This is a genomic window from Stenotrophomonas sp., assembly GCF_059505245.1.
This window is the reverse complement of the sequence record NZ_JCACKF010000043.1, coordinates 1-20,983: the sequence shown is the minus strand read 5'-3', so window position 1 is coordinate 20,983 and position 20,983 is coordinate 1. Positions and strand designations below refer to the sequence as shown.

General features: G+C 66.2%; 27 protein-coding genes, 4 tRNA genes and 1 riboswitch. Of the genes, 18 read left to right on the top strand and 13 right to left on the bottom strand.

Annotated elements, in window-relative coordinates; translation table 11 throughout:
• Nucleotide 1 precedes the first annotated feature (1 nt).
• Together AC5JLE_RS17485 and AC5JLE_RS17480 are read right to left on the bottom strand one after the other, a co-directional pair.
• A complete protein-coding gene (locus tag AC5JLE_RS17485; protein WP_014646638.1) occupies nt 2–451 on the bottom strand; it encodes a hypothetical protein in 450 nt (149 codons plus the stop codon).
• Nucleotides 444–845: a hypothetical protein gene (locus AC5JLE_RS17480; RefSeq protein WP_046429875.1), complete on the bottom strand. Its 402-nt coding sequence runs from the start codon at nt 843–845 to the stop codon at nt 444–446. Before AC5JLE_RS17480 ends, AC5JLE_RS17485 begins: the two co-directional genes overlap by 8 nt.
• A 130-nt stretch (nt 846–975) precedes the next feature.
• Between AC5JLE_RS17480 and AC5JLE_RS17475 the strand changes: the two genes are divergently transcribed.
• The 5 genes from AC5JLE_RS17475 to AC5JLE_RS17455 all read left to right on the top strand — a co-directional run bounded on the left by AC5JLE_RS17475 (nt 976) and on the right by AC5JLE_RS17455 (nt 2,932).
• A tRNA-Gly gene (locus tag AC5JLE_RS17475) sits at nt 976–1,051 on the top strand.
• Nucleotides 1,052–1,193: 142 nt separating this feature from the next.
• Nucleotides 1,194–1,269, top strand: a tRNA-Gly gene (locus AC5JLE_RS17470).
• Between the two features lie 66 nt (nt 1,270–1,335).
• Nucleotides 1,336–1,409 (top strand) — tRNA-Cys (locus tag AC5JLE_RS17465).
• Nucleotides 1,410–1,530: 121 nt separating this feature from the next.
• Nucleotides 1,531–2,445, top strand: coding sequence for an ADP-ribosylglycohydrolase family protein (locus AC5JLE_RS17460; RefSeq protein WP_014646667.1), 915 nt, complete (start codon nt 1,531–1,533; stop codon nt 2,443–2,445).
• 217 nt (nt 2,446–2,662) lie between these two features.
• The gene (locus AC5JLE_RS17455) at nt 2,663–2,932 is read left to right on the top strand and encodes a hypothetical protein (RefSeq protein ID WP_032959304.1); all 270 of its coding nucleotides are present in this window, start codon (nt 2,663–2,665) and stop codon (nt 2,930–2,932) included.
• A gap of 175 nt (nt 2,933–3,107) precedes the next feature.
• Here AC5JLE_RS17455 and AC5JLE_RS17450 read toward each other — a convergent pair whose 3' ends face one another.
• Nucleotides 3,108–4,181: an alpha/beta hydrolase family protein gene (locus tag AC5JLE_RS17450; RefSeq protein ID WP_241884358.1), complete on the bottom strand. Its 1,074-nt coding sequence runs from the start codon at nt 4,179–4,181 to the stop codon at nt 3,108–3,110.
• Nucleotides 4,182–4,441: 260 nt separating this feature from the next.
• Here AC5JLE_RS17450 and AC5JLE_RS17445 point away from each other — a divergent pair, with 260 nt between their 5' ends.
• Entirely contained in the window at nt 4,442–4,960 is a 519-nt protein-coding gene (locus AC5JLE_RS17445) for a P-loop nucleotide/nucleoside kinase family protein (protein WP_481445113.1), read from the top strand.
• Between the two features lie 10 nt (nt 4,961–4,970).
• On the opposite strand, the gene AC5JLE_RS17440 is transcribed toward AC5JLE_RS17445, so the two are convergent.
• On the bottom strand, nt 4,971–5,888 hold the full coding sequence (locus AC5JLE_RS17440; protein ID WP_049404314.1) for a LysR family transcriptional regulator: 918 nt from the start codon (nt 5,886–5,888) through the stop codon (nt 4,971–4,973).
• A 103-nt stretch (nt 5,889–5,991) separates the two neighbouring features.
• Here AC5JLE_RS17440 and AC5JLE_RS17435 point away from each other — a divergent pair, with 103 nt between their 5' ends.
• A complete protein-coding gene (locus AC5JLE_RS17435; RefSeq protein WP_100449724.1) occupies nt 5,992–7,011 on the top strand; it encodes an aldo/keto reductase in 1,020 nt (339 codons plus the stop codon).
• Between the two features lie 19 nt (nt 7,012–7,030).
• Nucleotides 7,031–7,441, top strand: coding sequence for an SRPBCC family protein (locus AC5JLE_RS17430; RefSeq protein WP_241884361.1), 411 nt, complete (start codon nt 7,031–7,033; stop codon nt 7,439–7,441).
• Nucleotides 7,442–7,499: 58 nt separating this feature from the next.
• On the opposite strand, the gene AC5JLE_RS17425 is transcribed toward AC5JLE_RS17430, so the two are convergent.
• Complete coding sequence (locus tag AC5JLE_RS17425) at nt 7,500–7,994, bottom strand: DUF6265 family protein (RefSeq protein ID WP_032959297.1); 495 nt, start codon at nt 7,992–7,994, stop codon at nt 7,500–7,502.
• 134 nt (nt 7,995–8,128) lie between these two features.
• Between AC5JLE_RS17425 and AC5JLE_RS17420 the strand changes: the two genes are divergently transcribed.
• Nucleotides 8,129–8,962 carry an AraC family transcriptional regulator gene (locus AC5JLE_RS17420; RefSeq protein ID WP_241884362.1) on the top strand — a complete coding sequence of 278 codons (834 nt, stop codon included), beginning with the start codon at nt 8,129–8,131 and terminating at the stop codon, nt 8,960–8,962.
• A 3-nt stretch (nt 8,963–8,965) separates the two neighbouring features.
• Here AC5JLE_RS17420 and crcB read toward each other — a convergent pair whose 3' ends face one another.
• Nucleotides 8,966–9,358, bottom strand: coding sequence for a fluoride efflux transporter CrcB (gene crcB / locus AC5JLE_RS17415; RefSeq protein ID WP_481445111.1), 393 nt, complete (start codon nt 9,356–9,358; stop codon nt 8,966–8,968).
• Between the two features lie 81 nt (nt 9,359–9,439).
• A riboswitch (Fluoride riboswitch) is annotated at nt 9,440–9,503 on the bottom strand.
• Between the two features lie 22 nt (nt 9,504–9,525).
• Nucleotides 9,526–9,927 carry a helix-turn-helix domain-containing protein gene (locus AC5JLE_RS17410; RefSeq protein ID WP_005415999.1) on the bottom strand — a complete coding sequence of 134 codons (402 nt, stop codon included), beginning with the start codon at nt 9,925–9,927 and terminating at the stop codon, nt 9,526–9,528.
• Between the two features lie 111 nt (nt 9,928–10,038).
• On the opposite strand from AC5JLE_RS17410, the gene AC5JLE_RS17405 reads away from it, so the two are divergent.
• Both AC5JLE_RS17405 and AC5JLE_RS17400 read left to right on the top strand, forming a co-directional pair.
• Nucleotides 10,039–10,242 carry a helix-turn-helix domain-containing protein gene (locus AC5JLE_RS17405; RefSeq protein ID WP_014646673.1) on the top strand — a complete coding sequence of 68 codons (204 nt, stop codon included), beginning with the start codon at nt 10,039–10,041 and terminating at the stop codon, nt 10,240–10,242.
• Nucleotides 10,243–10,601: 359 nt separating this feature from the next.
• Nucleotides 10,602–10,838 carry a hypothetical protein gene (locus AC5JLE_RS17400; RefSeq protein ID WP_005416001.1) on the top strand — a complete coding sequence of 79 codons (237 nt, stop codon included), beginning with the start codon at nt 10,602–10,604 and terminating at the stop codon, nt 10,836–10,838.
• A 9-nt stretch (nt 10,839–10,847) separates the two neighbouring features.
• Here the strand turns inward: AC5JLE_RS17400 and AC5JLE_RS17395 are convergent, their stop codons facing one another.
• Together AC5JLE_RS17395 and AC5JLE_RS17390 are read right to left on the bottom strand one after the other, a co-directional pair.
• Nucleotides 10,848–11,903, bottom strand: a complete 1,056-nt coding sequence (locus tag AC5JLE_RS17395; protein ID WP_049442294.1) for a 4Fe-4S dicluster domain-containing protein — start codon at nt 11,901–11,903, stop codon at nt 10,848–10,850.
• Complete coding sequence (locus tag AC5JLE_RS17390) at nt 11,900–12,187, bottom strand: hypothetical protein (RefSeq protein WP_164167119.1); 288 nt, start codon at nt 12,185–12,187, stop codon at nt 11,900–11,902. Before AC5JLE_RS17390 ends, AC5JLE_RS17395 begins: the two co-directional genes overlap by 4 nt.
• A 180-nt stretch (nt 12,188–12,367) precedes the next feature.
• On the opposite strand from AC5JLE_RS17390, the gene AC5JLE_RS17385 reads away from it, so the two are divergent.
• On the top strand, nt 12,368–12,808 hold the full coding sequence (locus AC5JLE_RS17385; protein WP_496065503.1) for a group III truncated hemoglobin: 441 nt from the start codon (nt 12,368–12,370) through the stop codon (nt 12,806–12,808).
• 44 nt (nt 12,809–12,852) lie between these two features.
• Nucleotides 12,853–14,262, top strand: coding sequence for an oxygen-independent coproporphyrinogen III oxidase (gene hemN, locus AC5JLE_RS17380; RefSeq protein ID WP_496065502.1), 1,410 nt, complete (start codon nt 12,853–12,855; stop codon nt 14,260–14,262).
• 21 nt (nt 14,263–14,283) lie between these two features.
• Here hemN and AC5JLE_RS17375 read toward each other — a convergent pair.
• Nucleotides 14,284–14,370, bottom strand: a tRNA-Leu gene (locus AC5JLE_RS17375).
• Between the two features lie 131 nt (nt 14,371–14,501).
• Here AC5JLE_RS17375 and AC5JLE_RS17370 point away from each other — a divergent pair.
• The 4 genes from AC5JLE_RS17370 (at nt 14,502) to AC5JLE_RS17355 (ending at nt 18,602) form a co-directional block, all read left to right on the top strand.
• Nucleotides 14,502–14,936, top strand: coding sequence for a BLUF domain-containing protein (locus tag AC5JLE_RS17370; protein ID WP_014646679.1), 435 nt, complete (start codon nt 14,502–14,504; stop codon nt 14,934–14,936).
• Nucleotides 14,937–15,070: 134 nt separating this feature from the next.
• The gene (locus tag AC5JLE_RS17365) at nt 15,071–16,357 is read left to right on the top strand and encodes a nucleotide sugar dehydrogenase (protein WP_014646680.1); all 1,287 of its coding nucleotides are present in this window, start codon (nt 15,071–15,073) and stop codon (nt 16,355–16,357) included.
• A 55-nt stretch (nt 16,358–16,412) separates the two neighbouring features.
• Nucleotides 16,413–18,035: an FMN-binding glutamate synthase family protein gene (locus tag AC5JLE_RS17360; protein ID WP_100449783.1), complete on the top strand. Its 1,623-nt coding sequence runs from the start codon at nt 16,413–16,415 to the stop codon at nt 18,033–18,035.
• Nucleotides 18,036–18,140: 105 nt separating this feature from the next.
• Nucleotides 18,141–18,602, top strand: coding sequence for a GNAT family N-acetyltransferase (locus tag AC5JLE_RS17355; protein ID WP_032959291.1), 462 nt, complete (start codon nt 18,141–18,143; stop codon nt 18,600–18,602).
• A gap of 92 nt (nt 18,603–18,694) precedes the next feature.
• Here AC5JLE_RS17355 and AC5JLE_RS17350 read toward each other — a convergent pair whose 3' ends face one another.
• Both AC5JLE_RS17350 and AC5JLE_RS17345 read right to left on the bottom strand, forming a co-directional pair.
• Nucleotides 18,695–19,942, bottom strand: a complete 1,248-nt coding sequence (locus AC5JLE_RS17350; RefSeq protein WP_049404328.1) for a TIGR03862 family flavoprotein — start codon at nt 19,940–19,942, stop codon at nt 18,695–18,697.
• Nucleotides 19,929–20,363 carry an FKBP-type peptidyl-prolyl cis-trans isomerase gene (locus AC5JLE_RS17345; RefSeq protein WP_014646684.1) on the bottom strand — a complete coding sequence of 145 codons (435 nt, stop codon included), beginning with the start codon at nt 20,361–20,363 and terminating at the stop codon, nt 19,929–19,931. The genes AC5JLE_RS17350 and AC5JLE_RS17345 overlap by 14 nt, the downstream gene beginning before the upstream one ends.
• 70 nt (nt 20,364–20,433) lie before the next feature.
• Between AC5JLE_RS17345 and AC5JLE_RS17340 the strand changes: the two genes are divergently transcribed.
• Nucleotides 20,434–20,799 carry a DUF6164 family protein gene (locus tag AC5JLE_RS17340; protein WP_032959288.1) on the top strand — a complete coding sequence of 122 codons (366 nt, stop codon included), beginning with the start codon at nt 20,434–20,436 and terminating at the stop codon, nt 20,797–20,799.
• Here AC5JLE_RS17340 and AC5JLE_RS17335 read toward each other — a convergent pair.
• The coding region (locus tag AC5JLE_RS17335; RefSeq protein ID WP_496065501.1) for a hypothetical protein at nt 20,780–20,983 on the bottom strand (204 nt) is incomplete at its 5' end. The two genes, AC5JLE_RS17340 and AC5JLE_RS17335, sit on opposite strands and share 20 nt — an antisense overlap.

Here is a 20,983-nt window from a genome sequence, read left to right as displayed (position 1 = left end):
CCTAGTGCTGCAACGGGGGCGCATCCGCGCGCCCTCGACGCCTGAACGCCCGCCACGCGCTCACCGCCGACACCATGCACAGCGCCAGCAGCAGGCCCACGTCCAACAGCAGCAGCCACAGCAGATGCATGCCTTGTACCGGCGGCTGATGCATCGCCGACAGCATCCACGGCACCGACCACAGCAGCAGAAGGGCGAAGGCGATCAGCAGGCGCAGCCACAGGCGTTTCAGTCTCCACGGCCGCACGATCAAGGCGGCTACCACCAGTTCGACGGTGCCCAGCAACGCGAAGACGATGACGGTGCTGGTCGGGTAGGGCAGTTCGGCGCCTTCCAGGTGGTGCAGCAGCCAGTAGTCCGGAGTGAAGCCGGCATTGACCAGTGCGGCGATCAGCGCCAGCCAGGTCAGCGCGACCAGCAGCCAGAACAGGCGGATGTAACGTCTAGGCATCGGTGGTGTCCGTGGTGTAGCGGGAGGTTGCCCGCGACGAATAGCGCAGGCTTGCGGCGATTGCGGCCAGTGCCAGCAGGCCAGGTCCAACGGTGAAGTACACCAGGCGCAGCGGATGGTCGTGCATCAGCGTCCAGCTGGCGAACGCCAGCGGCGCCGCCAGCACCAGCAGCTTGGCGAACAATGGCCGCAACACTGCGATCAGCAGTTGGGCGCCAATGAACATCCAGAACAGATGGAACTGGGCGATGCCCAGGCCGATGTCGCGATGGGCGGTGAAGCCGAAATGGTCGCGATACCAGTTCATTCCCAGCGGAATCAGTGCCCAGTACAGCAGCGCCACCAGCAGATGCAGCAGCAGGGCGATCAACAAGGGTTTGCCGCGAAGGAACATGGGCGCATGGGGCTGGGCGGGGCAGCGTACCCCAGTGCGGACGCCCGTGACCGCATGATGTGAAGACTGTTGACGGCGTGAAGGAATTTGGACACAATAGCGCTCCTTCGACGCAGGTCGAACGGAATCTGCGGGAATAGCTCAGTTGGTAGAGCGCAACCTTGCCAAGGTTGAGGTCGCGAGTTCGAGTCTCGTTTCCCGCTCCAGATTCTACAGGGCCCCGGCAGGGGCCTTGTTTTTCTCCCGCCACGGCAAGGCGGGGCACGTTGAGCCGCAAGGCTTTGCGCGCAGTCAGAAAGGTGAAATCGCTGGTGTGTTTTCCGGATTTCCGGTAGCATGTCGGCTTACGCGGGAATAGCTCAGTTGGTAGAGCGCAACCTTGCCAAGGTTGAGGTCGCGAGTTCGAGTCTCGTTTCCCGCTCCATGTTCCGACAGGCCCCATCATGGGGTTTTGTCTTGTCAGGGTTCCGTTCCTGGCGCGCAGTACGTTGGCCTCATGGCAGAGTGGCTATGCACCGGATTGCAAATCCGTTTACAGCGGTTCGATTCCGCTTGAGGCCTCCAATTGAAAAGCCCTGACTCCGGTCAGGGCTTTTTTGTTGGCTACGATTGCGTTCCCGCTTGCGCGATCGTTGCGCGGCCTGGCGGCCAGTCATGGCGGATCCGGTGGCGCTACACTGGTCTGATGAACCAGATTGATCACTTCCGCGGCGCCTTGCTCGGCCTCGCATGCGGCGATGCCGTCGGTACCACGCTGGAGTTCAAGCCTCGTGGCAGCTTCACCCCGATCACCGACATGGTGGGTGGTGGGCCGTTCCAGCTGCAGCCGGGGCAATGGACCGACGATACCTCCATGGCGATGTGCCTGGCCGAGAGCCTGGTGCGTTGTGACACCTTCGATGTGCACGATCAGATGAACCGCTACGCCAACTGGTACCGGCATGGGTACTGGAGTGCGACCGGCGAGTGCTTCGATATCGGTATGGCAACGCGGGCTGCGATCGACCGGTTCCTGCAGGATGGCCATCCGCTGGCGGGTAGTGACGACCCACGCAGCGCTGGCAATGGCTCGATCATGCGTTTGGCGCCGGTGGCATTGCGCTACGCCGGGACCCCCGACCTGCAGGCAATGGCCGAGCTGAGTTCGCGAACGACGCACGCTGCGCAGGAGTGCCTGGAGGCGTGCCGCTTGCTGGCGGTCGCGCTGGAGCGGGCGTTGGCAGGTGGCACCCGTGACGCGGTGCTGGATCTCAGCAATGTCCCCGTCGAGAGCGCGCGGCTGCAGCAGATCGCGGCGGGCGGCTACCGCGGTGCCGCGCGTGAGCAGATCCGTGGCAATGGCTATGTTGTCGACAGTGTCGAAGCTGCACTCTGGTGCTTTGATCGCCACGACACCTTTGAAGCCGTCGTACTCGAGGCGGCCAATCTTGGCGAGGACGCCGACACCACGGCCGCCATCGCGGGGCAGCTGGCGGGCGCATTCCATGGTGCGCGCGGAATCCCCGGGCGGTGGTTGCAGCGGCTGGCCCTGCGTGCCGAAATCCAGGCGCTGGCCGATGCGCTGCACGCCTTGAACCAGGGCAGCGACCGCGCTGCGTGAGTCGGGTTCCCTGCCTGTGAACTGCGCCGGCAGGACGCTCCCTGCCGTCGCCATTTCCGACGCCGCGAGGGAACCCGTGCGGCAGCTCGCATGCCGCGGCCGCCAGTCTCAGCCGGCCACGACATGGAAAGGCGCTATGGTCAGGTTCCACGTCTCAGGGAGCCGCAATGGCGAGCAAGGACATCACGCGTCGCTTCAGCCACGGAGCGAAACGGAAATGAGCAAAGTCATGGCAGATGTGCGTTGGCTGACCTTTCGCTTGAAGAACGGGCAATCCATCGGGCCGGAGCGGCTGAAGGACGGATGGGTGATTGCCTCGGAAACCGCCCGCTGCGAGGTCCGCCGCGAGCATATCGAGGGATCGGGCCTGGTGTATGCGCTGTATGCGCCGGCCAGCCTGGCCTCACCGCGGCGCGCGGAAATGCGCATGCGCGAATTCCTGATGAGCTCGGGCTACACCTTCACAATGGGCACGCTGGGCGGCTGACTGGGCCCGTCATGGTTGCGCTCGCACGGTCAGCGCCTGGCCCTGCATGCCGATCGGGCGGCGTCCATCGTGCAGCACCATGCCGGTCAGGCCGAGGCCTTGGCGGCTGAACGACACACGCCACCCGAGCAGCCCCTTCCGGCACGGTGGTGATGCGTTGCGGCACGCGGTGGACTCAGCGTTGCACTGCTTTCAAGGCGTCGACCACCTGTGCCCCAGAAAAACCACAATGTCCTTCGCCCACTGGCGGCAACACGCGTGGCAGCGGGCGTGCGCCAGCCCGTGCGGCCAATTGCGGATACGCCGTCTGCATGTGCGGCACGATGGTCGGGTCGTTGTGGTTGAACTGGATCACCAGCGGTCGCTTCAGTGCGCCGGTGATTGCCAGCGAGTTGCGGACATGCGCCTGTGCCGCAGGCACGGGATCGATGCGCTGAACACCGGCATTGAATGCGGCGTCGTCACCGAATCCGCTGTACACCACCCCCAGGTTGCCGACCGGCATGCCGCCGCTGCGCGTGGCCAGTTCGTGCAGCACCAGCGCGTGCAGGCTGATGGTGCCGGCCAGTGCATCAGGGGACACCTGCAGCCGCCGCGCCAGCACTGCGGCGTGCGACGGATCACGTTGCAGGGCATTGGCGATGCCCTGGTACAACTCGCCCTGTGGCTGCGCGGCGGCTTCGCGCGCTACCAGGCCGGCGGCCGGCAGCCCATCGGCCTTGGGGAAGAAGTAATCGAATGCGACCAGCGTGGTCAGCAGATCGGTCGCGATCTGTTCGCCGCCGAGATTGGCGCCGCACAGCGACACGCCACCTGCGTAGTGCTGCGGGAAGCGCTCGAGGCTGCCGATGGTCACGGCGCCGCCCATCGAGAATCCCAGCATCCAGGTGTGGCGGACATGCTTGAGTTCACCCACTGCCTGCTGGCGCAGGCGTTCTGTATCGGTGATCGCATCGGCCACCGCCCAGCCCTGGCTGGCATAGGCGCTCTGCGCGACGGCGTAACCTGCTGCCAGCAGTGGCGCGGTGCTGTCATTGGCCGCCATGGGTGCGGTGCGTGGCATGCCGACCGGTTCATAGCCATGGGCCAGCATCACCAGGTCGCCGTTCCAGCTGGCCGGTACATCCAGCCGCCACGGTGCGCCCTGCAGCTCGCCGCTGAGCGTGCGCGGTGCCGGCGGTGGTGCAGCCAGCGATGCCATCCAAGGCAGCAGGCAGAGGGCAAGCGCACATCGAAACAAGGTTCGCATCGGGGTCATTCCATGCGGGAATGGCGCCGAGCATAGATCCCTGCACCACCTTGCGCGCGCTGCAGTGCCGCAGGGCATTGCCGGTCGGCGGTGCTGCGCTCTACGCTGGCGGCATGGCCCTGCACAGCATCGCGTCGATTATCCGCATTCCCCACGGGAAGGCGGGGTAGCGCGCGGTCATCACGGCCAAGCAACCTGCCCGGGAAGGCGGGTTGCATGCAGCGCTCTCCCGGGTAATGAATCCACCAAGGAGAATGCAGATGCACGACCTTTCATCGAACGACGCTGCGCCGACCCTGCACCTGGTGTGCGGCAAGATCGGTGCCGGTAAATCCACCCTGTCGCAGCAGCTGGCGTTGAAGCCACGCCATGTATTGATCAGCGAAGACACTTGGCTGGCGGCGCTGTATCCGGGCGAAATCCATTCCATTGCCGACTATCTGCAGCGTGCAGCCACGTTGCGCAATGTGCTGGCCGATCATCTGCGCACATTGCTGTGCATGGGCGTCTCGGTGGTGCTCGATTTTCCATTCAATACGCCAGCCAGCCGCGCGTGGGCACGTGAAGTGTTCTCGCCGGTTGGCGCTGCACATCAACTGCATTTCCTCGACATTGCCGATGAGGTCTGCAAGGCGCGGCTGCGCGCGCGCAATGCTCTCGGCGAACATCCGTTCCAGGCCAGCGACGAGGAGTTCGAACGTATCACCCGCCACTTCGTTGCACCGGCCGCGGAAGAGGGCTTTGTGGTGATGCGCTACACCGAGGCAGGCCCGGCATAGCGCGGTCAGTTCAGTCGACGAAGGCCGGCTTGCCCTCGGTTGCGGTCTGCACCAGCGTCCTGCGGAAGGTCTCGACCAGCGGGCGCAGGTTGATGCGGTGCCAGGCCGCCCACAGCGGTGTGCGGTAGCTGAACCACGGCAGCTCGCGCAGTACCACGCCCTGCGGTGCCTGGTGGTCCAGGCTGCGCTGCAGGGTGGTCAGGCCCAGCCCAGCAGCGACCAGACCGAGTGCGGCCAGCGGCTCGGTCGCCTCCATGGCGATGGTCGGGGTGAAGCCGGCCTTCGCGCAGGCGGCGATGAAGGTGTCATGGCGCAGCGCGCTTTCCTTGTGCATCACGCCGATCCATTGCTGGCTGGCCAGATCCTCTGGCGTGATGGTCTCTGCGCTGGCCAATGGGTGGCCGGCCGGCAGCGCCAGCAGCATTGGATCGTTCAGCACCTGCGTGGCCTCCAGGTCCGGATCGTCGAACGCGGGGGGTTCGCAGACCAGGGCGATGTCCAGGCTGCGTTGCCGCAGGCCTTCCAGCTGCGTGTCCGACTGCTGGTTGTACAGCGCGATGTGTACGGCAGGACGGTCGCCACGCAGTTCGCGCAGGGCGGCGGGCAATACGCCGGAGTGCATCGCGTACTCCAGGTAGCCGATGCACAGGCCGCCCTCGTCGCCGCGGCCGAGCCGGCGTGCCAGCGATTCCAGCCGGTTGGCGTGGGTCAACAGGGCGCGTGCCTCGGCCAGGAAGGTGCGGCCATCGGCGGTCAGCCGGATGCGCTGCTGCGAGCGTTCGAACAGCTGCAGTTCCAGCCGTTCCTCCAGCTGCGCGATCTGCCGGCTGAGCGGGGATTGGGAGATGTGAAGGCGCTCGGCAGCGCGGCCGACGTGTTCATCCTCGGCGACGGCCACGAAATAGCGCAGTTGGCGGAGATCGAGCATAAGACCGTCCGGGACTCAAGATGGACAAATTATGTCTTGGACAGTCTTATTGGGCAAGCCTAGCCTATGCCTCAACCTCAACAACGTCCCCAAGGGGAACCCCATGAGCATCAACACTCTGCTGGCTGGAAAGGCCCTCGGCTTCGGTACCGCGCCGCTGGGCAACATGTTCCGTGACATCCCGGAAGCCGAGGCCCAGGCCACCGTGGACGCGGCCTGGGAACAGGGCACCCGCTACTTCGATACCGCCCCGTTCTACGGCGCCGGCCTGGCCGAGATCCGGCTCGGCGACGCGCTGGCCAAGCGCAACCGCGACGACTTCGTGCTCAGCACCAAGGTCGGCCGCCTGATCCTGGACGAAGTGGAAGACACCAGCGCCCGCGATCTTGGCGAGAAGGGCGGCCTGTTCGTCGCCGGCCGCCCCAACAAGCTGGTCAATGACTACTCGGCCGATGCCACCCTGCGTTCGATCGATGACAGCCTCACGCGCCTGAAGACCGACCGTCTCGATATCGTCTGGGTGCACGACATCGCCCAGGATTTCTACGGCGATGAGTGGCTGTCGTACTTCGAGACCGCACGCCGCGGCGCCTTCAAGGTGCTGACCCGCCTGCGCGAGGAGGGCGTGATCAAGGCCTGGGGCCTGGGCGTCAACCGTGTCGAGCCGATCGAGCTGACCCTGGATCTGGACGAAGCCCGTCCGGACGGCTTCCTGCTGGCCGGCCGCTACTCGCTGCTCGACCACGAGCGTGCGCTGCAGCGGGTGATGCCGAAGGCGGCCGAACGCAACACCGGCATCGTGGTCGGCGGTCCGTACAGCTCCGGCGTGCTGGCCGGTGGCAGCCACTTCGAGTACCAGAAGGCGTCGCCTGAGATCCTTGCCAGGGTCGAGCGCATCAAGGCCGTCGCCGCCGGGTACGGCATCAGCATCAAGGCGGCCGCCCTGCAGTTCTCGCTGGCCAACCCGGCAGTGGCTGCGGTGATCCCGGGCGCCAGCCGTCCCGAGCGCATCGCCGAAGACGACGCCGCACTGAAGGAAATCATCCCGGCCGGGTTCTGGCAGGAACTGCGCGCCCAGGGCCTGGTTGCGGCCAACGCCCCGCTGCCGATCGACAACATCTGAGTCCCAAGGAGACCTTCCCATGGCAACTGCATCTGCCTCCATCACCGTACCGACCCCGGCCGACCAGGTCTGGAACCTCATCGGCGGCTTCGATTCGCTGCCCGACTGGCTTCCGTACATTCCCCAGAGCACGCTCAGCGATGGCGGTCGCGTGCGCCACCTGGCCAATCCCGACGGCGATGCCATCGTCGAGCGCCTGGAAGCCTTCGACCAGGCCGATCGCAGCTACACCTACTCGATCCTGCAGGCGCCGTTCCCGGTTACCGGCTATCGCTCCACGCTGCGTGTGGTCGAGCAGGGCGGCGGTTCGCGGATCGACTGGTCCGGTGAGTTCACTCCGATGGGCGTCAGCAACGAAGAAGCGTCCGCGCTGTTCGAGGGTATCTACCGCGATGGCCTGAAGGCGCTGGAAACCACGCTGGCCGGGTGAATGTCCGTGTGGTGTTGACCGTATGCAGGCGCCCCGGCCAGTCCGGGGCGCTTGTATTTCAGTGGGTGGGTGATGGTCCACCGCAGGCAACGCGATGCATCGGGAAGTCCAGGGCCTGTTTCGGGTTGTCCTGCGCGACCTCGATGCGCGCATGCGCGCGCTGTTCATCGAGGCGTCGATAGCGGATGCGCTGCGGGAAGTCGTTGGCCGGGTTCTCGAATACTGCCTCGTTGGCATCGACGCGGGTGGCGTTGAAGTCCGTGGCGTTCTGGCCGGAGGGCAGGGCGGTCAGCACCAGGCGGCCGTCGTCATGCTGGCGCAGCTGCATGAACTCGAAACCCACGGTGCGGCCGTCACGCAGGCTGCGGCTGCTGCCCAACAGGGTGTTTCCAGCCAGGGTGGACCACTGCTCGCCGGCGCCGGCCGGCTGGCCATCAAGCTGCCAGCAACCGGCCAGCCACGCCAGGTGGTCGATCTTCGACGACGGAGCGGCCAGGGCGTGCGGGGCCACGAGCAGCAGTGGCAACAGGGCCAGGGCGATGCGGATCGACATCAGTGCCTCCATGCGCGGGGATGTGCGGCCTGTATAGCGTTCGACGGATCACTCAGCCAGTGCCGCCCCTTCAACCGCCGAATCCGATACGATCTGTCGCATTGAGTTCGTCTCGCTTGATCCGGGGTCCCGTCATGGTCGACCGTCTCGCCATTCTGCTGGAACGTTTTTCGGTCACCGCCTCGGTGTTCCATGCCGGCGCGCTGTGCGGCATCAACACGCTGGACGGCGAGGATGAAGCCGGGCAGTTGCACCTGGTGCGACGTGGCCCGCTGCAGGTCCGCCACGGCCAGCAGACCGTGCAGGTCGAGGTGCCGAGCCTGCTGCTGTACCCGCGGCCGATGCCGCATCGGTTCAGCACCGATCCGCAGCACGGCGCCGACATGGCCTGCGCCAACCTGCATTTCGAGGGTGGACGGCTCAACCCGATCAGCGCCGCATTGCCCGATTTCATCTGCCTGCCGCTGGCCGATCTGTACGGCGGCAACGCAGCGCTGGAACTGCTGTTCGAGGAAGCCTTCGAGCAGCGCTGCGGGCGTGCGGCGATGGTCAACCGGCTGTTCGAGGTGGTGATGATCCAGGTGCTGCGGCAGCTGATGGAAGGGGGCGAGATGCGTGGTGGCCTGTTTGCCGGGCTGGGTCATCCGCGGCTGCGGCTGGCGCTGGTGGCGATGCATGAGGCGCCCGCACAGTCCTGGACCCTGGAAGACCTGGCCGAGGTCGCCGGCATGTCACGCAGCGTGTTTGCTGCCAGTTTCCGTGAGGCGATGGGCACCACGCCCGGTCAATACCTGCAGGGCTGGCGGGTGGGCCTGGCGCAGCAGGCACTGCGCCAGGGCAGACCGCTCAAGCGGATTGCCGACGATGTGGGGTACGGCAGCGAAGCCGCGCTGTCGCGCGCATTCAAGGCGCACACCGGGCAGTCGCCGCGCGAGTGGCGCGGGCAGGCCCGCGCCGGCGCGGCCTGAGTCTCAGCCCAGCACCAGCCGGGCCAGTTTCATGCCACCGAACAGGCCGACCAGGCCCAGTGCCACCGAACCGCCGGCGTACAACGCTGCCAGGCCGTGCTGGCCGCGCTGCAGCAGCACGCCGATTTCCAGCGCATAGGTGGAGAACGTGGTGTAGCCGCCGAGAACGCCGGTGGCCAGCAGCAGGCGCAGCTGCGGCGAGGCGCCATTGCGCAGGGCGAAGGCTTCGACCAGCACGCCCATCAGCAGCGCGCCGCTGATGTTGATCAGGAAGGTCGACCATGGCCACGGGCTGCCGACTGCCACCCGCGTACCGATCATGTTGCAGGCATGGCGAAGGCAGGCGCCGAGCCCGCCGCCGATGAAGACCAGCAAGTAGTTGTTCAATGCGTGCATCACGTGCCTCGGGTACGGGTTCGCTGATTCGATGGCGAACGCCGAGGGCAGGCACGGCCTGCCATCGACGAACGCCGGTTCGTCTTGGCAGGAGCCATCAGCCCTTTCAGGCGGTTATCGGGGGAGCCCCATCCCCATCGGCGACCATGCTACCAGCGGTAGTGCATTCACGTCATCGAGGTCGTCAGCACCCGGATGACCTTGCTGCGGCTGAAGCCGTCCATCAGCAGTTCGAAGGCCAGCAGGTCCAGGGCCGCGTGGCGGCGGTGGTCGATCTCCAGGCCCTTCTCTTCCACCAGATGGCTGACCAGTTCGTAGGCGTCCTGCCAGACATCCAGGTGGGCCTGGCTGGGGATATAGGTATTGCCCCGCTCACCGACGCCAAGCCCGCTCACGCCATACAGCAGTTCACGCGCGTCCAGCTTGGCCGCATCGGCGATGCGGAACAGCTGTTCGGCCTTCACATGGGCGGGGCTGACGTGGTCGTTGAGCCAGTTGCTGATGGTTGCCGTCGTCGAATCGGCGGCGCGGGCCAGATCGGCCGGGCGAGGGTGCCCGGCTTTCTTCATGGCAATGGCGAGTCGTTGGCCGAGAGTATTCATCTATGCAAGCCAGCTTAACGCGTGGATCGCAAAGATCCCTTGTTCCAAGAATAAGTCTGGTTAACAGAAGGACCGACCGTGACCGAATTCTGGAGCAAGGGGCAGGTGCGCACCCGGCTGGGTTTCCGCACCGATGCCGAACTGGCGCGCTTCTTTGGCATAAGCCGATCTGCAGTGTCGCAATGGCCCAAGGATTTCCCGATTCCTGCGTTACGCCAATACATCCTGCATCAGCGCTATCCCAACCTGTTCCCGGCAACTGAAGCCACGCAGGGCGAATAAGCCTCAACTGCGCCGCCTTTTGTCGCATATAGCACTCTAAGTGCCATTTGCTAAGTATGCTTAGCAACATAGGAAACTTCGATGGAACGGGGCCGGGCTATCGATGAGGCCTACTAGGACAGGGGCTGGAGGAATCGGGTAGGTTGTCGGCTCCGGCCCATCCGGGAAGCCTGTCATCCCGTATGTGGTTTCGTGAACGATTAATAATTTCGATCACGAAAGTCGCTGCATGTAATTGACCTGTCGTGAAATCTATGACTAATTGGCATCAACCGGGCGTGAAGCCCGGGAGTCTTTCAGTAGCTCGCAAGTGAGTCGGTAGACCGTCAACGATGCAGAACAAGTCCAACGGAGGTCGTATGGAATACGGCATGCATGGCTTGGCTGAACGGGTACGCCGCGAACTGGAAGCCAGTTATCACAAACACGGATGCGGTCCGGCGTTCTGGGATACCTACCAGCAGGTGCTGGACCGCCTGGTCCCGCAGGGGACCGAGCGTACCGAAGTCACCAATGAAATGGCGCTGATCATCGAACAGCTCGGCATCGTCCGACGTGCGCAGCTGGTGCCGCCGCACGCCAACGGGCCGCGTTGACCCGTTGATTCAAAGCAGGCGCCAGGCGCCACAGGCCAACAGCGCCAGCAGCATCGACAGCAGTGCCAGGGTCCGCGGTCGCCACCATTGCCGCGGTTGCCCGGCCATGGCCTGCGGACTGCAGTAGCGCACCAGCCCCGGGCCGAAACCGGCCTGGTGCTGCTGCCGCGAGCAGGCGTCCAGGCAGGCGCCGCAGGCCAGGCAATCGGCCTGCGGTCCTTGGCGGATGTCCAGCTGCATCGGGCAGGCGCTGACACACGCGGCGCAGTCGGTGCAGTCGCCCAGGCGGTCGGCGCTGAAGGTGGGCATCGGTCCGGCCAGCAGCGGATGTGCGGCGCGGAACACGTAGTCCTGTGCGGTGGTCGGGTCGAGCAGGCCGCGTCCGCGTCCGAGCACGCCCCCCATGCCCGGAGGGCGCATGCCGCGCGGTTCGCCGCGGCGCGCGTCGTACAGCATGCGTGGTGTATGTGGATCGATCAGCAGTGGTTGCATGCGCGCGAACGGGCACAGCGAACGGCACACCTGCTCGCGCAGGAAGCCGGCATTGCCCCAGGTGGCGGCGGCATAGAACAGCACCCAGAATGTTTCCCAGCCGCTCCAGCCGGCATGCGGAGCGGCGGCCAGCAGTCCGGCGATCGGGCTGAACAGGCCGACGAAGGTGATGCCAGTCCACAGCGACAGCAACCCCCAGGCGACCTGGGTGGCCGGGCGCACGGCTGGCACTGGCAAGACCTTGGCCATGCCGTGCGCGATCCAGTCGAAGGCACGACGCCACAGCGTCTGCGGGCAGGCATGACCGCACCAGATGCGGCCGGCGAGGTGGGTGAGCAGCGCAAGGCCCACCGCCAGCACCGCCAGCAACCCGATCAGCACGCCGACATCGCCGGGCCACAACGTCCAGCCGAACAGGTCGAAGCGCCGTGCGTTGATGTCCAGCAGCAGGGCCTGGTGTCCATTCCAGCGCAGCCATGGCAGGGCATAGAACAGGACCAGCAAGAGCGCGCTGAGCGCGCCGCGCCAACGCCAGGGGCGTGGGGTTCCGGTTCCGGTACAGGGCGTACTCATCCCAGCGGCAGCTCGTCGTCGTCATCGCTCGGCAGGGGCCGCTGCAGGTACCAGGTGACCGCGCTGGAAAGTGCGGTCACCGACCAGAACATGAAGAATCCTGCCGTATAGCCCAGTTCACGGCTGATCGCCGTGCCCGGGAAGCTGATCGCCTGCAACCGCAGCGGGTCGACGAAGGCGAAGAACACCACGCTGGCCAGGCCGGCAGCGATGAAGCTGGGCCAGAGGATGGCGCCCCAGTGCTGGATCAGCCGCTGGCGGCGGCTGGGAGAGGGTCTGTTCATGCTGTCCCGGATCGGAATGAGGGCGGCGCGTATACTCCGCCGAGGCCGGCGCAGCATCCGCAGGGCATGCTTCCTGCAATCGTGGCAGCCTAGGTGCAGCGGACTGCGCCGACATTGATCTGGATCAACGGCGGTGCCGGCCGGCTGCGGCACACTGCCGGCACGCTTTGGGTACCCCCGATGAACGCAATACCGCCACCTGTCCTGCCCGTCGCCTCGCCCGGGCTGTGCACCGAGCAGGAAGTGACCCGCCTGGTCCACGACTTCTATGCGCGCGTGCGCGAGGAAGAGCGGTTGGGGCCGGTGTTCCAGGCGCATGTCCACGACTGGCCGGAACATCTGGCGCAGCTGGTCGATTTCTGGTCGGCGATGCTGCGCGGCACGCGCCGCTTCAAGGGCTCGCCGATGTCCAGGCACATGGCCATCGAGCTGGACAAGGACTTGTTCGATCGCTGGCTGGTGCTGTTCCGGATCACCACCGCCGAGTGCGGCAACCCGCCGATGCAGGAGCTGGCCAACGACGTCGCCGCGCGCATCGGTGACACCTTCTGGAAGCGCTACCAGATGCTGCGCTGGCCGCAGGTGGGTCTGCCGGTGCTGGGAATCCCCACCCGCGATTGATCTGGGTCAAGGCGGTCATGGCCGTCCGGCGCGATGCTGGCGGCATGGACACGTTCTCTCCCGCCGCCGGTGGCCTGGCCTGGACCTTCGACCCCGACCTGCTGCGCCGGCATGACCGGCCGGGGCCGCGCTACACCTCGTATCCGACCGCGCCGCACTTCCACGATGGCTTCGACGCGCCGGCGCTGCGCCAGGCGATCGCCAACAGCAACCAGCTGGCGCGCGCGCTGTCGCTGTACGTGCATGTGCCGTTCTGCTCCAGCCCCTGCTTCTACTGCGGCTGCAACCGGGTGATCACCCGCGACCGCGGTCGGGGCCACAGCTACGTCGCGCGCGTGCTGGCCGAGGCCGACCTGCTGGCGCCGCAGTTCGAGGACGGCCGTGAGGTCATCCAGCTGCATCTGGGCGGTGGTACGCCGAACTTCCTCGAGGCCGAGGCGATGACCACGCTGGTGGAGGGGCTGCGCCGGCGCTTCGATTTCAGCGATTCGCCGCAGCGCGATTTCTCGATCGAACTCGATCCGCGCTTCATCGATACCCGCGATGTCGCCATGCTGGCGCGGCTGGGCTTCAACCGGGCCAGCCTGGGCGTGCAGGATTTCGATCCGCATGTGCAGGAATCGATCAACCGCATACAGGGCGTGCAGCAGACGCTGGACATCCTGCATGCCTGCCGCGACAGCGGCATGCGCTCTGTCAACGTCGACCTGATCTATGGGCTGCCTGGACAGAGCCTGCAGGGATTCGGCCGCACCCTGGAACGAGTGCTGGCATTGCGACCGGATCGCCTGGCGGTGTATGGCTACGCACACCTGCCACACCTGTTCCGCGCGCAGAAGCAGATCGACGAGCGCCGGTTGCCTTCACCGGAAGACAAGCTGGCGCTGCTGGGCCTGGCGGTGGAGAAGCTCTCTGCTGCGGGTTACCAGTACATCGGCATGGACCATTTCGCACTGCCGGAAGAAGATCTGTCACGCGCGCAGCGTGCCGGCCAGCTGCATCGCAACTTCATGGGCTATACCACCCACGCCGATACCGACCTGCTCGGCCTGGGCGTGAGTGCGATCAGTCATATTGGTGCCACCTACAGCCAGAATCCGCGCGACCTGCCGTCGTGGGAGGACGCGGTGGACCAGGGCCAGCTGCCGGTCTGGCGCGGCGTGGCACTGAGCGCCGACGACCAGCTGCGCGCTGAACTCATCCAGCAGCTGATGTGCCAGGGCGAGGTGGACGGTGCCGTGCTGGGCCAGCGCCATGGCGTCGATTTCGAGCAGTACTTCGCCGAGGACCTGCGTTCGGTGCAGCGGTTGCAGGAAGACGGCCTGGCCGAATACCGCGACGGTGTGGTGCGCGCCAGCGAGCCGGGTCGGCCGCTGCTGCGGCTGCTGGCGATGTGTTTCGACCCCTACCTGCGCGCGGCGCATGAACAGCCGCGTTACTCGCGTGCAATCTAAGGTGTACTCGCGCAGCGCGGTTGGTGCCCGGAGCCGGAATCGAACCGGCATGGGGTTGCCCCCGGCGGATTTTAAGTCCGATGCGTCTACCAGTTTCGCCATCCGGGCCTGCAGCGCGGCGCCGATTGTAGCCCAGCTGCAGAATCGCAGCCGGATTGCCGTGGGGCGGCAGCGTGTTTAACTGTCGCTCCCATTCATGTCATAGTCCCAACCATCGTTCCCAGGGGGGGAGCCGCACGATGTCGCTGCACGCGATTGCCTATGCCAGTGAGGCCCGCGCCGATCTGCAGACAACCGATCTTGACCGCCTGCTGGCCGATGCCACGGCATTCAACCGTGTAGCCGGTGTCACCGGTGTGCTGATGTTCGATGGCAGCCGTTTCCTGCAGTACCTGGAAGGCCCGGAGGACGGTATCGATTCGGTGTACCAGCGCATCGTCAATGCGCGCAGCCATGGCCAGCTGAAGGTGCTGTGCCGCGCGCCGGTGGCGCAGCGGGCGTTTCCGCGCTGGTCGATGGGAACCCGGCGCATTGATGCGGAGCTGCTGGCACAGATCGTTGAATCGGCGTGGCCGGGCTTCCTGCTTGGCAGCGGTGGCTTCGAGCGCCTGCGGCAGGCCTGGACCGGCGCCGATGGCGAACTGGAACCGGCCGCGGTCGCACTGGGCTCCTGATCCCATCTTGGCGGGCAGGCGCCCGGGCCGTTACGCTGTCGCCTTTCTGGCGTGGAATTACACGGAGTGGTGCAGCGAATGAGCAGGTCGGCCGAATCCATGGCGGCATGCATGCCGTTGCGCGGGACATGCCAGTGAGCGCGTCCCTTGCGGCAGCGGAGACCCCGCGTTTTGCGGTGATCGGCCTGGGCTACGTCGGCCTGCCGTTGGCGGTGGCCTTCGGTCGGCACTGGCCGACGCTGGGCTTCGACATCGATGCCGATCGCATCGCCGAGCTGCGCGATGGCCAGGACCATACGCTGGAGGTGGAGGCCGACGAGCTGGCCAGTGCTCGGCAGCTGCAGTACGGCAGCGATCCGGCCTTGCTTGATGCATGCAACGTCTACATCGTCACCGTGCCGACGCCGATCGATGCCTATGAGCAGCCCGATCTGGAGCCGTTGCGTTCGGCGACGCGGCTGATCGCCAGCCATCTGCGCGCGGGTGACCTGGTGATCTACGAATCCACGGTGTACCCCGGCACCACTGAAGAAGTCTGCGTGCCGCTGCTGGAAGAAGGCTCGGGCCTGCGCTTCAACGAAGACTTCTACTGCGGCTACAGCCCGGAGCGGGTCAGTCCCGGTGACCGCCAGCGGCGCCTGGCCGACATCCGCAAGATCACCTCGGGCTCGACAGCGGAAGTGGCTGCGGTGATCGATGGCCTGTACCAGCGCATCATTGCCGCCGGCACGTTCCCCGCGCCATCGATGCGCGTGGCCGAGGCGGCCAAGGTGGTCGAGAACATCCAGCGCGATGTGAACATCGCGCTGGTCAATGAGTTGGCGCTGATCTTCGACAGGCTGGGCATCGATACCCAGGATGTGCTCGATGCCGCCGGCAGCAAGTGGAACTTCCTGCCATTCCGGCCGGGCCTGGTCGGCGGCCATTGCATCGGCGTGGACCCGTATTACCTGCTGCACAAGTCCGAGAGCGTGGGCTACCACCCGGACCTGATCCACACGGCGCGGCAGGTCAACAACCGCGTCGGTGAGCATGTGGCGTCGCGGGTGCTGGCGATGCTGGCCGAACGCGGCCGTGAACCAGTGCAGTCGCGCATCCTGGTGCTCGGTGTGACCTTCAAGGAGGATTGCCCGGACCTGCGCAACAGCCGCGCGCTGGAGCTGGCGCAGCGCCTGCGTGATGCCGGCGCTCAGGTCGAGGTCAGTGATCCCTGGGTCGGCCCGGCGGCATTGGCCGATGAGGGCGTGCAGTGGCTGGCCGAACCCGTGGCAGGGGCCTATGACGCGGTGGTGCTGGCGGTTGCCCATGCCCGCTTCAAGGCGATGGACGAGGCCGGTATCCGGTCGCTGCTGGCGCCGGGCGGCCTGGTCTACGACGTCAAATCGGCCTGGCCACGCAACGTGGTTGACGATCGCCTGTAAACCCGGGCGGCGGGCAGCACGGTAGACTCGCAGGCAGTTGCAACCAAGGAACGCCATGCACCGGTATATCGTCTACCTGCTCGCCATCCTGATGTTCCCCATCTGCCTGTGGTTGGCCACGATCTGGCCGGCCTGGTACTGGGGCGTCGGCCTGACCGCCGCGATGGTGGCACTGGGGACCTGGGACCTGCTGCAGAAGCGCAGCACGCTGCGCCGCAACTATCCGGTGATGGCGCACTTCCGCTACGGCCTGGAATCGATCGGTCCGGAAATCCGCCAGTACTTCGTGCAGAGCGACCTGGAGGACGTGCCGTTCTCGCGCCAGCAGCGTGCACTGATCTACCAGCGGGCCAAGAACGAGATGGACACGGTGCCGTTCGGCACCCTGCGCAGCACCTACGCGGTGGATTACGAGTGGATCAACCACTCGCTGGCGCCGACCGCCATCGCCAAGCACGATTTCCGCGTGCTGATCGGCGCCAATTGTGCAAAGCCGTATTCGGCGAGCGTGTTCAATATTTCGGCGATGAGCTTTGGCTCGCTGTCGGCCAACGCGATCCGCGCACTGAACGAAGGCGCGCGGCGTGGTGGCTTCTACCACGACACCGGTGAAGGTTCGATTTCGCCATACCACCGCGAGATGGGCGGCGATCTGGTGTGGGAGATCGGCTCGGGCTACTTCGGTTGCCGTGACGAAAAGGGCGGTTTCAGTGAAGAGCGCTTCGTCGCCAACGCCACCCATGATCAGGTCAAGATGATCGAGATCAAGCTGTCGCAGGGCGCCAAGCCCGGTCATGGCGGCGTGCTGCCGGCGCCAAAGGTGACCGCCGAGATCTCGGTCACCCGTGGCGTGCCGATGGGCGTGGACTGCGTATCGCCGTCGCGTCACTCGGCGTTCTCGACGCCGGTCGAACTGCTGCAGTTCGTCGCCCGTCTGCGCGAACTGTCCGGCGGCAAGCCGGTCGGTTTCAAGCTGGCCATCGGCCACCCGTGGGAGTGGTTCGGCATTGCCAAGGCGATGCAGGAAACCGGCCTGCTGCCGGACTTCATCGTGGTCGACGGTGCCGAAGGCGGTACTGGCGCAGCACCGGCGGAGTTCGTCGACCATGTCGGCGTGCCGATGCACGAAGCACTGCTGCTGGTGCACAACACGCTGGTCGGCCTGGACCTTCGCGAGCGGATCCGCATCGGCGCGGCGGGCAAGATCACCAGCGCCTTCGACATCGCGCGCACCATCGCGCTGGGTGCCGACTGGTGCAATGCCGGCCGTGGCTTCATGTTCGCGCTGGGCTGCATCCAGTCGCTGAGCTGCCATACCGACAAGTGCCCGACCGGCATCGCCACCCAGGACCCGGCGCGCTGGAAGCACCTGGATGCACCGGACAAGGCCACCCGCGTGTACAGCTACCACGAGCACACGCTGCACGCCCTGAAGGAGCTGTTGTGTGCGGCCGGCCTGAACGATCCGGCCGAACTGGGGCCGGAGCACATCCTGCGTCGTGTTTCGCCTGTCGAGATCCGCTCGCTGGCGTCGCTGTACCGCTACCTGGAACCGGGCGAGCTGCTGCACAAGGTGCCGGATCATGCGGTGTTCCATGCATTCTGGGCCGATGCACGCAGCGATTCGTTCCAGCCGCCGCCGAAGATCCAGGCGCTGCGCGCCAGCAAGTCGCGATAATGTGTTGCTGTAGAGCCGAGCCCATGCTCGGCTGCTTCTCTCATCGCAATATTGGAACGAAGAACAGCCGAGCCGAGCATGGGCTTGGCCCTACAGGGGGATGTCATGCGGTTCAGGACCGGCACCATCGACGATGTCGCCATGCTGTGGGCACTGCGCACGCGTTGCGTTCGCGAGACGTGCAGCAGCCATTATCCGGCGGAGGTGATCGATCCGTGGTCTGCTTCGCCGCCGCCGTCGCAGTACGCACGGCTGCTGGGGCAGGGAGGCTGCGTGGTGGCCGAGGACGGGCAGGGTGTCCTGCTCGGGTTCGGCGTGTTTGATACCGACGCCAATGAAGTCGATGCGCTGTTCGTCGATCCGGATCGTGGCGGCACGGGCATCGGCCAGGCGCTGATGCAGCGTCTGCTGGCGATGGCCGATCGTGAGCGCGAGGTGGTGCTGTCAGCCTCGCTAAACGCCGTGCCGTTCTACCAACGGCAGGGATTCATTGCCGTGCGGGAGGAAGCCTACCCGCATCCCAGCGGCGTGGCGCTGGCTTCGGTGAGCATGCGCAGGCCGTGGTGAGCGCCCGGGGATTGGAGAGTCGAGCCATGCTCGACTGCTTCATCGTCTGAATCAAAGGCAGTCGAGGATGGCTAGACTCCACAATGCGGGCGTCACCGCCCAGCCAGCCACCCGATCACGCCCTCGGCGGCGCGCAGGCCACTGGCATAGCACGCCGTCAGCAGGTAGCCCCCCGTGGGGGCCTCCCAGTCCAGCATCTCGCCGGCACAGAACGCGCCGGGTACTGCCCGCAGCATCAGGCCATCATCCAGCGCATCCAGGCGCACGCCGCCGGCAGTGCTGATCACCTCGGCCATCGGCCGTGGACGCAGAAGGCGCAACGGCAGGCGCTTGAGCGTGGTAGCCACGGCAGGCAGGTCGTGGCCCGCATCCTTGCCAAGGATCTCGAACACCAGGGTGGCCTTCACCGCATCCAGTCCGGCCTGGCGGCGCAGATGCTCACCAAAACTGCGACCCTTGCGCGGCCGCGAAAGATCGGCCAGCAGGCGTGCTTCATCGCGTCCCGGCACCAGGTCCAGCCACAGCATGGCATGGCCATCACGGTTGATGGTCTCGCGCAGGTCTGCGGCCAGCGCGTAGATCAGGCTGCCTTCGATGCCGTACTCGCTGGCTACGCATTCGCCCTGCAGCGACTGCGGTTGTCCGGCCAGGTCGAGCCAGTGCGCGACCACCGGCTTCAACGGTGCGCCTGCATTGCGCTGGGCGAAGAACGGCGTCCAGTCGATGTCGAAGCCGCAGTTGGCCGATTGCAGCGGCGCAATGTCCACGCCTCGTGCCTGCAAGGGGGCGACCCAGGCGCCATCACTGCCCAGCTGCGGCCAGCTGCCGCCACCCATCGCCAACACGCTGGCATCGGCGTGGACATCGATCTCGCCGGCTTCGGTGGCGAAGCGCAGCGCGCCGTCGTTGCCCCAGCCGATCCAGCGGTGGTTGGCATGCAGGCGCACGCCCTGTTCCTTCAGTCGGCGCACCCAGCCGCGCAGCAGCGGCGCAGCCTTGCGGTCGACCGGAAACACGCGGCCGGAGCTGCCGACATAGGTCTCCACGCCAAAGCCGGCAGCCCAGTCGCGCAGCGCCTGCGCGTCGAAGCCATCCAGCCAGCGACCCACGGCCGTGGATTGCTCGCGGTAGCGGCTGTCGAACAGCGGCCGCGGATCGGAATGGGTGAGGTTGAGACCGCCCTTGCCGGCGATCAGGAACTTGCGGCCGGGTGAGCCCTTGGCCTCGTACAGGTCCACGTCCAGCCCCGCGGCGCGCAGGCGCTCGGCGGCGAACAGGCCGGCCGGGCCACCGCCGATGACGGCGACCCGATGGGGCAATGCGGTATTACGGCTTGACATCGAGCAGCTCGACATCGAACACCAGCGACGAACCGGCCGGAATCGGCCCGACCCGGCGGTCGCCGTAGCCGTAATCCGGCGGGATCATCAGCGTGCGCTTGCCGCCGACCTTCATGCCGGCCACGCCCTCATCCCAGCCGCGGATGACCTGGCCGGCGCCGAGCGCGAAGGTGAACGGCTGGCCGTGCTTGAAGGAGCTGTCGAAGGTCTTGCCGTGCTTGGTTTCGGTGCGGTTGTCGTAGATCCAGCCGGTGTAGTGCACGGTGACCTTGCTGCCGGGAACGGCTTCGGTGCCGGTGCCAGCGACGGTATCGATGCGCTCGAAGGTGGTCAGGGTGCCGCCCGGCGGCGGACCGGAGGGCTCGCTCGAGCAGCCAGCGGCGGCGAGGGACAGCAGCAGGGGAAGCAGCAGGCGGCGCATCGGGCGTCTCCAGAAGGGCGCAGGGCGAGGGCGGCAAGGGTAGCGCATCGGCGCCGGGTATCATGGCGGCATGGCAAAACTCCTGCTCAATCTGCGCAATGTCGGCGACGACGAATATGCCGATGTCTGCACGCTGCTCGACCAGCACGGCATCGCCTGGTACCGCACCGAACCCAGCCCCTGGGGCATTTCCAACGGTGGCCTGTGGCTGCGCGAGGACGCCGATCATCCGCGCGCGAAGGCGCTGATGGCCGGATATCAGGCGGCGCGCGGTGTGCGCGTGCGGGCCGAGCGTGAGCAGGCGTTGCGGGATGGCACGGCGGAGACCTTTGGCAGCCTGTTCCGGCGGCGGCCGGTGTTCGTGGTGCTGGTGCTGCTGGGCATGGCCGCTGCGGCGGCGCTGGTGCTGCTGCCGTTCATGCTGTTGCGGGGGTAAGGGGCTTCTGGCCGGGTTGCACCCGGCACCCGCGGTAGTGCCGGCCGCTGGCCGGCAACAGCAACAGCAACAGCAACAGCAACAGCAACGGCAGGCAATCCGTGGCGGGCAGGGCGGTGTCGGCAGGCGGGACACGCCGTAAACCCATCCCTGGGGGCTCGATGGCGCCATCCATGGCGCCAAC

Bases quoted from the DNA above. Each gene is read 5' to 3' on its own strand.
- AC5JLE_RS17460 (WP_014646667.1), top strand. From the start codon at position 1,531: ATGAACCAGATTGATCACTTCCGCGGCGCCTTGCTCGGCCTCGCATGC.
- AC5JLE_RS17410 (WP_005415999.1), bottom strand. From the start codon at position 9,927: ATGAAGAAAGCCGGGCACCCTCGCCCGGCCGATCTGGCCCGCGCCGCC.
- AC5JLE_RS17440 (WP_049404314.1), bottom strand. From the start codon at position 5,888: ATGCTCGATCTCCGCCAACTGCGCTATTTCGTGGCCGTCGCCGAGGAT.
- AC5JLE_RS17355 (WP_032959291.1), top strand. From the start codon at position 18,141: ATGCGGTTCAGGACCGGCACCATCGACGATGTCGCCATGCTGTGGGCA.
- AC5JLE_RS17445 (WP_481445113.1), top strand. From the start codon at position 4,442: ATGCACGACCTTTCATCGAACGACGCTGCGCCGACCCTGCACCTGGTG.
- AC5JLE_RS17385 (WP_496065503.1), top strand. From the start codon at position 12,368: ATGAACGCAATACCGCCACCTGTCCTGCCCGTCGCCTCGCCCGGGCTG.
- AC5JLE_RS17435 (WP_100449724.1), top strand. From the start codon at position 5,992: ATGAGCATCAACACTCTGCTGGCTGGAAAGGCCCTCGGCTTCGGTACC.
- AC5JLE_RS17350 (WP_049404328.1), bottom strand. From the start codon at position 19,942: ATGTCAAGCCGTAATACCGCATTGCCCCATCGGGTCGCCGTCATCGGC.
- AC5JLE_RS17455 (WP_032959304.1), top strand. From the start codon at position 2,663: ATGAGCAAAGTCATGGCAGATGTGCGTTGGCTGACCTTTCGCTTGAAG.
- AC5JLE_RS17485 (WP_014646638.1), bottom strand. From the start codon at position 451: ATGCCTAGACGTTACATCCGCCTGTTCTGGCTGCTGGTCGCGCTGACC.
- AC5JLE_RS17480 (WP_046429875.1), bottom strand. From the start codon at position 845: ATGTTCCTTCGCGGCAAACCCTTGTTGATCGCCCTGCTGCTGCATCTG.
- AC5JLE_RS17360 (WP_100449783.1), top strand. From the start codon at position 16,413: ATGCACCGGTATATCGTCTACCTGCTCGCCATCCTGATGTTCCCCATC.
- AC5JLE_RS17390 (WP_164167119.1), bottom strand. From the start codon at position 12,187: ATGAACAGACCCTCTCCCAGCCGCCGCCAGCGGCTGATCCAGCACTGG.
- AC5JLE_RS17450 (WP_241884358.1), bottom strand. From the start codon at position 4,181: ATGCGAACCTTGTTTCGATGTGCGCTTGCCCTCTGCCTGCTGCCTTGG.
- hemN (WP_496065502.1), top strand. From the start codon at position 12,853: ATGGACACGTTCTCTCCCGCCGCCGGTGGCCTGGCCTGGACCTTCGAC.
- crcB (WP_481445111.1), bottom strand. From the start codon at position 9,358: ATGCACGCATTGAACAACTACTTGCTGGTCTTCATCGGCGGCGGGCTC.
- AC5JLE_RS17430 (WP_241884361.1), top strand. From the start codon at position 7,031: ATGGCAACTGCATCTGCCTCCATCACCGTACCGACCCCGGCCGACCAG.
- AC5JLE_RS17345 (WP_014646684.1), bottom strand. From the start codon at position 20,363: ATGCGCCGCCTGCTGCTTCCCCTGCTGCTGTCCCTCGCCGCCGCTGGC.
- AC5JLE_RS17420 (WP_241884362.1), top strand. From the start codon at position 8,129: ATGGTCGACCGTCTCGCCATTCTGCTGGAACGTTTTTCGGTCACCGCC.
- AC5JLE_RS17370 (WP_014646679.1), top strand. From the start codon at position 14,502: ATGTCGCTGCACGCGATTGCCTATGCCAGTGAGGCCCGCGCCGATCTG.
- AC5JLE_RS17340 (WP_032959288.1), top strand. From the start codon at position 20,434: ATGGCAAAACTCCTGCTCAATCTGCGCAATGTCGGCGACGACGAATAT.
- AC5JLE_RS17425 (WP_032959297.1), bottom strand. From the start codon at position 7,994: ATGTCGATCCGCATCGCCCTGGCCCTGTTGCCACTGCTGCTCGTGGCC.
- AC5JLE_RS17395 (WP_049442294.1), bottom strand. From the start codon at position 11,903: ATGAGTACGCCCTGTACCGGAACCGGAACCCCACGCCCCTGGCGTTGG.
- AC5JLE_RS17400 (WP_005416001.1), top strand. From the start codon at position 10,602: ATGGAATACGGCATGCATGGCTTGGCTGAACGGGTACGCCGCGAACTG.